At 50.7% G+C, this 8,231-nt stretch carries 9 protein-coding genes and 1 riboswitch; of the genes, 4 read left to right on the top strand and 5 right to left on the bottom strand.

Annotated elements, in window-relative coordinates:
• Positions 1–258: 258 nt before the first annotated feature.
• The 4 genes from V7Z60_RS07660 to V7Z60_RS07645 all read right to left on the bottom strand — a co-directional run bounded on the left by V7Z60_RS07660 (position 259) and on the right by V7Z60_RS07645 (position 2,335).
• Positions 259–447 carry a hypothetical protein gene (locus V7Z60_RS07660; RefSeq protein WP_334117247.1) on the bottom strand — a complete coding sequence of 63 codons (189 nt, stop codon included), beginning with the start codon at positions 445–447 and terminating at the stop codon, positions 259–261.
• Between the two features lie 387 nt (positions 448–834).
• Positions 835–1,599, bottom strand: a complete 765-nt coding sequence (locus V7Z60_RS07655; protein WP_442918904.1) for a 3-oxoacyl-ACP reductase — start codon at positions 1,597–1,599, stop codon at positions 835–837.
• Complete coding sequence (locus V7Z60_RS07650; RefSeq protein WP_334117245.1) at positions 1,596–1,823, bottom strand: DUF2829 domain-containing protein; 228 nt, start codon at positions 1,821–1,823, stop codon at positions 1,596–1,598. The genes V7Z60_RS07655 and V7Z60_RS07650 overlap by 4 nt, the downstream gene beginning before the upstream one ends.
• Positions 1,824–1,843: 20 nt before the next feature.
• Complete coding sequence (locus tag V7Z60_RS07645; protein WP_334117244.1) at positions 1,844–2,335, bottom strand: QueT transporter family protein; 492 nt, start codon at positions 2,333–2,335, stop codon at positions 1,844–1,846.
• Between the two features lie 10 nt (positions 2,336–2,345).
• A riboswitch (PreQ1 riboswitch) is annotated at positions 2,346–2,393 on the bottom strand.
• A gap of 298 nt (positions 2,394–2,691) precedes the next feature.
• On the opposite strand from V7Z60_RS07645, the gene V7Z60_RS07640 reads away from it, so the two are divergent.
• Together V7Z60_RS07640 and V7Z60_RS07635 are read left to right on the top strand one after the other, a co-directional pair.
• The gene (locus V7Z60_RS07640) at positions 2,692–4,821 is read left to right on the top strand and encodes a GH25 family lysozyme (RefSeq protein ID WP_442918905.1); all 2,130 of its coding nucleotides are present in this window, start codon (positions 2,692–2,694) and stop codon (positions 4,819–4,821) included.
• A gap of 204 nt (positions 4,822–5,025) precedes the next feature.
• Complete coding sequence (locus tag V7Z60_RS07635) at positions 5,026–6,246, top strand: aminopeptidase (protein ID WP_334117242.1); 1,221 nt, start codon at positions 5,026–5,028, stop codon at positions 6,244–6,246.
• A gap of 44 nt (positions 6,247–6,290) precedes the next feature.
• Here the strand turns inward: V7Z60_RS07635 and V7Z60_RS07630 are convergent, their stop codons facing one another.
• Positions 6,291–7,346 (bottom strand): glycoside hydrolase family 3 N-terminal domain-containing protein, encoded by a 1,056-nt coding sequence (locus tag V7Z60_RS07630; protein WP_334117241.1) that lies wholly within the window; start codon positions 7,344–7,346, stop codon positions 6,291–6,293.
• Positions 7,347–7,451: 105 nt separating this feature from the next.
• Between V7Z60_RS07630 and V7Z60_RS07625 the strand changes: the two genes are divergently transcribed.
• Together V7Z60_RS07625 and V7Z60_RS07620 are read left to right on the top strand one after the other, a co-directional pair.
• Positions 7,452–7,652 (top strand): DUF1659 domain-containing protein, encoded by a 201-nt coding sequence (locus tag V7Z60_RS07625; RefSeq protein WP_334117240.1) that lies wholly within the window; start codon positions 7,452–7,454, stop codon positions 7,650–7,652.
• Between the two features lie 18 nt (positions 7,653–7,670).
• Positions 7,671–7,895: a DUF2922 domain-containing protein gene (locus V7Z60_RS07620; protein WP_334117239.1), complete on the top strand. Its 225-nt coding sequence runs from the start codon at positions 7,671–7,673 to the stop codon at positions 7,893–7,895.
• Positions 7,896–8,231: the final 336 nt, after the last annotated feature.

Below are 8,231 nucleotides of genomic sequence, written 5' to 3'. Positions count from 1 at the left end.
ATCTTGTTAGTTAAAATTTTATATTTGAACTGTATACTTGACAGGACATAGTACATGGTCGAGTTGCGACTGTTTTTTGTTCGGCATTTTTTTGATTTTTAATGCATAATATCCTTTTTAAATGCAGCACACGCTCAATTAGTACGTCGAGACGGGATTACGGACAAAGTGCTATTTTGGAGCTGTTTGTCCGTAAGCAAAACGCATTTTACGGACAAACCGGCATTTTCCAATGATTTGTCCGTAAATTTTTGGCCATTATGATGGGAATTTACGGACAAAACCGGCTTTTTGGAGCATTTGTCCGTAAAACCGGGCCCGAAACGTCTGAATTTTTACGGACAAACGGCTATTTTTGACCATTTTGTCCGTAATCGGCATTTTTCGAGCGAGCCATTTACGGACAGACGACCCATTTTCATCGATGTGTCCGTAAACGGCAGTGATTTTGTCAAATGCAGCACACGCTCAATCAGTACGTCAAGACGGGATTACGGACAAAGTGCTGTTTTGGAGCTGTTTGTCCGTAAAAATAAGCAGAAATTGGCTGCCATTGCGCATCCCGGTGCTCGCGGAGGCAAAAGTAGACAAAAACCGAGCAAAATGCCTGAAATTTGTCTATCGCCTCCCAAAAATGGTCCGCGCATCCCCAAAAGTAGACCAAAAATAGTCTATCATGGCGGCCAAATTAAGTGTCCGCAGCTCCAACCATCCCAACCAGACTGCACCGCCCCAAATGCCTCCCCGCAGCTCCAACACTTTCCGCCCTGACACTCTCTCCCGAAATATGCACAAAAAAGCCGCAGCTCCCACGCTGCGACTTCTCAAAATTATCTATTTTTCCACCCAGCCGCCGTCAATCGGCACGTTTGCGCCGTGGATGTAGTCGGCGCGCGGGCTCGCCAGAAACAGCGTCAGTTCTGCCACTTCTTCAGGCCTGGCCCAGCGACCCGCCGGCGTTTCCTCTGCGACTTGCCTGGCCATGTGTGCGTCTCCTGCAAAATCCGCGGCATTCATCGGCGTGTTGATGGCACCAGGTGCGATGCTGCAGGCGCGGATTCCGCGTTTGGCATAATCGTAGTCAAGCTGTTTGGTGTAGCCGATGATGGCATGCTTGGCCGCCGTGTATGCCGCACCGCCGCCGCCGGCTACCATGCCTGCGATTGAAGCCATGTTGATGATGACACCGTGTTTCTGTTTCAGCATGGACGGCAGCACTGCATTTGTCAGGCGGAAGATGCTTTTCAGGTTTGTGTTCATGATTCTGTCCCACAGCTCTTCGGTGGTTTCCAGGGTGGGCTTGTATGCATCAAGGATTCCGGCCGTGTTCAGCAGGATGTCGCATCCTCCTTGAAAATGCAGGGCCGCATCAGCAAACTGCCTGACCTGTTCAAGTTCGGTGACGTCGCAGAGCTTGAAGCGAAACGTCTGCGGGAACCGCCGTTCGAGGTCTCTGACTGCTTCGCTGCCGTTGATGTCGCCTCCGAAGACAAAGGCGCCCTCGAGCAGGAATTTTTCCGCCTGAGCGCGCCCGATTCCGGAAGCAACGCCAGTGACGATGACTGAAGCGTCCTTGAATTCCGGATGATTCTTCATCATTCAACGATCTCCCAGTCATCTGCCAGGACGTCGCATGAAGTCGGCATGAATTGTGAAAGTGCCGGCTCTTCACTGGTTCTGATCATAAGATAAGGATTGATTTCCTCGCCGTTCAGCGTGTCGCCGGAAACGACGAAGACATATTCTTCGCAGCCGCCCCATCCTTTTGTGCGGACGGCTTTTTTGCCTGCCTTGAGCTGCGGCAGAATTTCTTCAAAAGTCATGTTTGTTCCTTTCTTCGGAATCATTCGCTCAAGTCAATGACTTTGCTGATTCCGTAGACGATGATGGCCCCGATTACCATGGAGATGAGTTCGCCGGTTCCGACCGTCAGATAGGTCAGCCAGAACGGTGCCCTGCTTACGAAATAAAGTTCCAGGGCAACGCTCCATGACATGAGGGCACAGATGATTACGCAGATTGCAAGCTTCTTCGGAACGGATTCGACGTTTCGGGTCAGGTAATGGCTGAGACTCGTCATCACGAGTGTTCCGAGCGAACCGAAGATGACGTCGACCACTCCGAGCGGAGACGTCAGGTTGGCGATTGCGCAGCCGAGCGTCACGGCCCAGATGTAGCGCCTGTTGAACACGGACAAGTTGTTGAACAGTTCCGACAGGCGCAGTTGGACGGCACCGAAGCTGAACGGCGCAAGCAATAGGGTAATGGCAACATAAAGGCCTGCAACCACGCCCGCCTTGGCGAGATCTGCGACCTTTCCCTGAGTATTTGACATAACGATAACCTCGTTTCTAGTTTTTTATTACGGTGGGATGTTTGCGAACCACCGCGTGATCACTCACGAATTATAGTATATAGAGGCAAAAGTTATTTTGCAAGTTTTGTTCAAGCACAGTTTGATGTATTTTGCAATAACTTTCAAGCAATGTTCACAACGATATATTAAAATAAGGCGTATTATAGCGTATTACAGTTGATTACAGGTTAACAAAGGCTGTCTTTGCCCCCTAAAATTGAGACAGTCTTTGAAAAGGGAGGATTTATTTATTGACGAAAAAAAGAGTACAAAGCACCAATCGGCATACGAAACTTGCTGTTAGCCTCATAATGTTTCTTTCTGCCGGCTGTTTGATGACGATTCCGGCAAATGCAGAGACGGTACAGCCTAATGCGGTTCCTAGCGGCCAAGACGTCGAAATCGACAGTCAGGGGAAAGTAACGGATTTTGCAAATGAATATACGGAGGTCAAGGCACCGTTTCAGAACATGATGCGAAGCGGTGACGTGTGCGACGTCTTCGGAATCGGGGACGGGCGCTATACGCGCGGGGACGCGGTTGATGTCGCATCATACCAGAGCGGCTTGACGCTCAATGACTACAGGCAGCTTAAATCAAAGGGAATCAGGACGGTGATTGTCAAGGTTTCGCAAGGCACAGGCTATCTTAATCCCGCAGCTTCAAGCCAGATCAAAAATGCCGTTCAGGCAGGACTGAAAGTTGCGGTTTATCACTATGCGACCTTCAGCAATTCCGGCAGCGGATGGAACGAGGGCAGCCACATGGTGAACTGCATGAAGCAGCTTGGCCTCGGCGCAAATACACTGGTCTTTGCGGACATGGAAGACAGTGCAACGTTGAACAGTCAGGTCAAGAACGGACTCAATTCCTTCTGGAGTGCATTGAACAATGCCGGCTACCGCAATCATGCGGTTTACGTCTACGCCGGCTACATGTATCGGGATGCCGTCGTTTCAACGGTCGGCAAGTCCAGAACGTGGCTGGCCCAGTATCCGTTCACGCCTTCAAAGGGCGGATATTATGAAAATCAGTGGCGCAGCCAGGGATACGGTGCATGGCAGTTTTCCTCGACTTCAAGACTGCCGTGGAACTGGTGGTTCGGCAATCTCGATCTTTCGACCGACTTCAACGGCCTGCTGACGAATGCTCCTTCGACTTCTGCTTCAAACGGCTGGTCCGGAAACAAGTATTACGTCAACGGCACGGCAGTAACCGGTCAAAGGCAGATCAACGGCAAATGGTATCTGTTCGGACCGGACGGTTCAATGAAGACCGGACTGCAGTGGGTGGCAGATCAGAAGAAGACCTGCTACTACGCATCAAACGGGCAAATGCAGTACGGCCAGCAGAAAATCGGCGGCAAGTGGTATCTGTTTGACGGAGTGACGGGCGCGATGAAGACGGGCTTCCAATGGCTGGCCGATCAGCGCAAGACCTGCTACTATAACGGCAATGGTCAGATGCAGTACGGCCAGCAATGCATCGGTGGCAGGTGGTACCTGTTCGACAAGAACACCGGTGCGATGAAGACCGGTCTGCAGTGGGTGGCAGATCAGAAGAAGACCTGCTACTACGCTTCAAACGGTCAGATGCAATACGGTTCGCAGAAAATCGGCAGTTATTATTACTATTTCGATCCGGTGACCGGTTCGATGCATCTCGGATGGCTGACGCTTAACGGAAAGAAATACTATTATGACAGGAACGGTCACAAGGTTTTCGGCGAACAGACGATTGACGGTTCAAAGTGTCTCTTTGACAAGAATACCGGCGAACTTAAATCGCAAAGCAAGCCGAACGTAATCGTCAAGCCAGTGACCTCCGATGGCTGGAAGACTGTCAACGGCAGGAAGTTCTATTATTCAAAGGGCAAGGCCGTTACGGGTCAGCAGTGCATAGGCGGCAAGTGGTACCTGTTCGGATCTGACGGTGCGATGAAGACCGGGCTGCAGTGGGTGGCAGATCAGAAGAAGACCTGCTACTATGCTTCAAACGGTCAGATGCAGTACGGTCAGCAGCACATAGGCGGCAAGTGGTACCTGTTTGACGGAGTTACGGGCGCGATGAAGACCGGCTTCCAGTGGGTGGCAGATCAGCGCAAGACCTGCTATTACAACGGCAAAGGTCAGATGCAATACGGTCAGCAGCACATAGGCGGCAAGTGGTACCTGTTCGACAAGAACACTGGCGCGATGAAGACCGGCTTCCAGTGGGTGGCAGATCAGCGCAAGACCTGCTATTACAACGGCAAAGGTCAGATGCAATACGGTCAGCAGCACATAGGCGGCAAGTGGTACCTGTTCGACAAGAACACTGGCGCGATGAAGACCGGCTTCCAGTGGGTGGCAGACCAGCGCAAGACCTGCTATTATAACGGCAATGGTCAAATGCTTTATGGAAGACAATATATCAATGGACGTTGGTACAATTTCAACCGGTGGACCGGTGCTTTGATGAATTAAAGCGTATGATAGTGAAGTCCCGTTTAGGCGGGATTTCACTATTTTTTGCCAAATATGCGGGGCGTGGCAGATAAAAAAGCAATATCTTTGTACAAGAATGTCTGGCGTTGATGCAATGATTAAAGCAAAAAAACAGTGGTTCGCAGTTTTTTTGAATTTCCATTTGATATAATGGACGTATCAACATGAAAAGGGGAGAGTTAAATGAATTTTGATGAAAGACTTGAAAAATATGCAGAACTGATTGTCAAAACAGGAGTCAACGTGCAAGAAGGGCAGCCGGTCGTACTCTATATCAGCGTCGATCAGGCAAAGCTGGCGCGCCTGATTGTGGCCAAGGCCTATGAACTGGGTGCCGGCCGTGTATTTGTCAAGTGGCGCGACGATTTTATCAACAGAAAATTTATCGAAAATGCCTCAGACGAATTTCTAAACGACATGCCGGAATGGGAAAAAGCAGAAGGACAGTGGATCGCAGACAAGAAGGCGGCCAGGATCTCGGTCATCTCAAGTGATCCCAACGCGCTTTCAGGCGTCGATGCCAGGCGCGTGGCTTTATGGAACAAGACCTGCAACGATGCGCTTGAGCCGGTGATGGACGCAACGATCAATCACAAGCTGGCCTGGACGGTGGTCGGTGCTGCAAGTCCGGCCTGGGCAAGGCAGGTTTTTCCCGAACTTGACGAAGAAGAAGCGACTGAAAGGCTGTGGGAGAAGATCTTCGATACGGCCCGCGTGACGGAAGATCCCGTCGGAGAATGGAAGCGGCATGCAGAAAAGCTTCATGAAAAGGCAGCGTGGCTTAACGAGGAGCAGTTCACTGAACTTCACTACAAGTCACCCGTGACGGATTTGACAGTCGGTTTGCCGAAGAACCACTTCTGGGCTGGTGGAAGCAAGGAAAACAGTCTTGGCGTGAAGTTCATGGCCAACATGCCGACTGAAGAAGTCTTCACGGCACCGGACAACCGCAGAATCAACGGGTACGTCACGGCAACGAAGCCATTGAGCTATGCGGGAAACATCCTGGACGGGATGAGATTCGAGTTCAAGGACGGAAAAGTTGTCAGGGCAACGGCTGAGAAGGGACAGGAAGTCCTGGACGAGCTTTTGAAGAATGAAGGGGCGGATTCCCTGGGGGAAGTGTCACTCGTGCCCGATGAATCGCCGATTTCACAATCCGGAATCATTTTCTACAATACGCTTTATGATGAAAATGCAAGTGACCACCTTGCACTCGGGGCAGCATATCCGTTCAACATTCAGGGCGGACGGGAAATGACAAATGACGAACTCATGGCACATGGCGTAAACGTCAGCAGGACGCACGTTGACTTCATGGTCGGATCTTCCGAGATGAACATTGACGGCATCAAGGAGGACGGAACAGTCGTGCCCGTATTCAGAAACGGAAACTGGGTCTGATTCATGTGATGCAAAAAGCCGGGACACTTTTGCCCCGGCTTTTGTCATTTCAACAATCCTAATTTTTCCTTCAGCTTCAGGATGCGCAGCACTGACTGGTCGATCTGCCTTTTCGAAATCTGTTTTTCCCTTATGGCCTGCTTGATGGCGGCGGTGCCGGAATCGACGTTTTCACTCATGATCATGTCGTTTCCGGCTTCGACCGCAAGCACCTCGGGGTCGGCGTTTCTTTCCTGTGCAAACTGTCTGATGGCGCCCATTGCAAGGTCATCCGTGACGATCACGCCCTTGAAGCCGAGTTTTCTTCTCAACAGGGCATGAATCTTCGGTGAAAGCGAAGCCGGCAGGTCGGAATCAACGCTTCTGACGACGACATGGGCAACGAGAATCGTGTCGGCCCCGCTTTTGATGCCTGCTTCGAACGGTTCCAGACAGGCGGCATCCTCTTCGGCAAATCCAGTGTGGGTATCTCCTGCGGCACCGTATCCCGGGAAGTGCTTCAGGCATGCGGCGACACCTTGCTGCTGTATGGCGGGAACGACCTGCCTGATGTATCCGGCGGTGGTTTTTGTATCCTGTCCGAGCGTCCGGTCGTAGATGAAGCTTTCCCTGTTCTGGCTGACATCTGCAACGGGAGCCAGGTTCCAGTTGAAGCCAAGCGAATGAAGTATCTGAGCTGTCTGGCCGGCTTCATTCACCACGCCCCTGATACCGCCTTTTGCAAAGGACTCCTGTGGTGACGGAAACTGTCTGTTGTTTGTGAGGGATGGGTTTGCGCTCAGACGGGAGACAGTGCCGCCTTCCTGGTCCACACCGACGAGCAGCGGAGTGGGCGCTGCATTTTGCAGGGAAGAGACCAGTTTCTTCGGGTCCGACATGTCCTGTGCGAACAGGATGATGCCGCCGGTTTTTGCCGCATCCTCGTTTTGCGGCCGGACCACGAACATCTGTCTGATCCGGTCATCCTCTGACATTTTCCTGAGTCTTGTTTCAGCCACATCAGGCTGATGTGAAACGGCACGCTTCTGAGGATGCTGACTTTCCTGTCTGCTGCATCCCGCAAGAATCAGAGCCGCTGTCAGTATTAGTAGTTTCTTCAAAATAATTCCTCCAGGAAAATTATAGCAGATGCGTTCAAATCCGGCGGTAAATTCCGTTATTATAAGTGTAAGATCTTACGAAATAAAAAAAGGGGGTCATGAAAAATGGCTAAGACATGGAAGAAGACAAGCATCAAGGTTGCTTCAAAGGACGCAGGTGAAACGGCACGCAACCGTTCCTTCAACAACGTCGTGGAAAATGCGGATGAGACGAAGATCGGCCAGTTTGCGCAAATTGTCGAAAAGTTGACGGGAGATTCCGTATCATCAACGACGGTGACGGTTGTTGATGAAATCGCCAAGTAAGCAGGGGGGAATTAAGATATGAAGACATTGAAAATGACATTTCGTTCCGGTTCTCACAACACGAGCACCATTCAGCTGAAGTACGTTGCAGAAGAACTCGATGAAGCAACAATCAGGCAGGCCATGCAGGAGATCAGCGAGCTGCAGCTTTTTGAAAACAAAGGCATTCAGCTCTACGTCGATCCGGTCAAGGCCGAGTATGTCGATACTGACGAAAAAGTCGTCTTTGCCACTGAAGACTAGTCTGGAAAGGTAATCTGGTCCTGCAGCAGGATGCAAGACCTAGAAGCAGGTGAGGCAATGGGTAAAACCTGCGCCTCAAATTGAAGGGACAGGGGGAAAGTTCTGTCTTGAATTCAAGGCACGTATGATTCGTAAGAGCCATACGTGTTTTTTTATCTGGCTGGGAATTTACGGGCAAGATCCAGGGAATGCCGATTGGCCGTAATCGGAACCTGTACACTTGCTCGGGCAGACGATACGCAGCACTGGATTTGGCAGTACATGTAGCAAAAATGTATTGACTTTTAAAAGTAAGCGGTTTATAATTCAGTGCGCAAGTTAGTTTATTTTACAAAC

This window comes from Ligilactobacillus sp. (assembly GCF_036846325.1).
Classification (GTDB): Bacteria; Bacillota; Bacilli; order Lactobacillales; family Lactobacillaceae; genus Ligilactobacillus.
Note: the sequence above shows the minus strand (reverse complement) of the source record. Positions and strands in the feature narration are given on the sequence as shown.

Coding starts and splice junctions, on each gene's coding strand:
- V7Z60_RS07640 (WP_442918905.1), top strand. CDS start 2,692: ATGACGATTCCGGCAAATGCAGAGACGGTACAGCCTAATGCGGTTCCT.
- V7Z60_RS07645 (WP_334117244.1), bottom strand. CDS start 2,335: ATGTCAAATACTCAGGGAAAGGTCGCAGATCTCGCCAAGGCGGGCGTG.
- V7Z60_RS07635 (WP_334117242.1), top strand. CDS start 5,026: ATGAATTTTGATGAAAGACTTGAAAAATATGCAGAACTGATTGTCAAA.
- V7Z60_RS07650 (WP_334117245.1), bottom strand. CDS start 1,823: ATGACTTTTGAAGAAATTCTGCCGCAGCTCAAGGCAGGCAAAAAAGCC.
- V7Z60_RS07625 (WP_334117240.1), top strand. CDS start 7,452: ATGGCTAAGACATGGAAGAAGACAAGCATCAAGGTTGCTTCAAAGGAC.
- V7Z60_RS07655 (WP_442918904.1), bottom strand. CDS start 1,599: ATGATGAAGAATCATCCGGAATTCAAGGACGCTTCAGTCATCGTCACT.
- V7Z60_RS07620 (WP_334117239.1), top strand. CDS start 7,671: ATGAAGACATTGAAAATGACATTTCGTTCCGGTTCTCACAACACGAGC.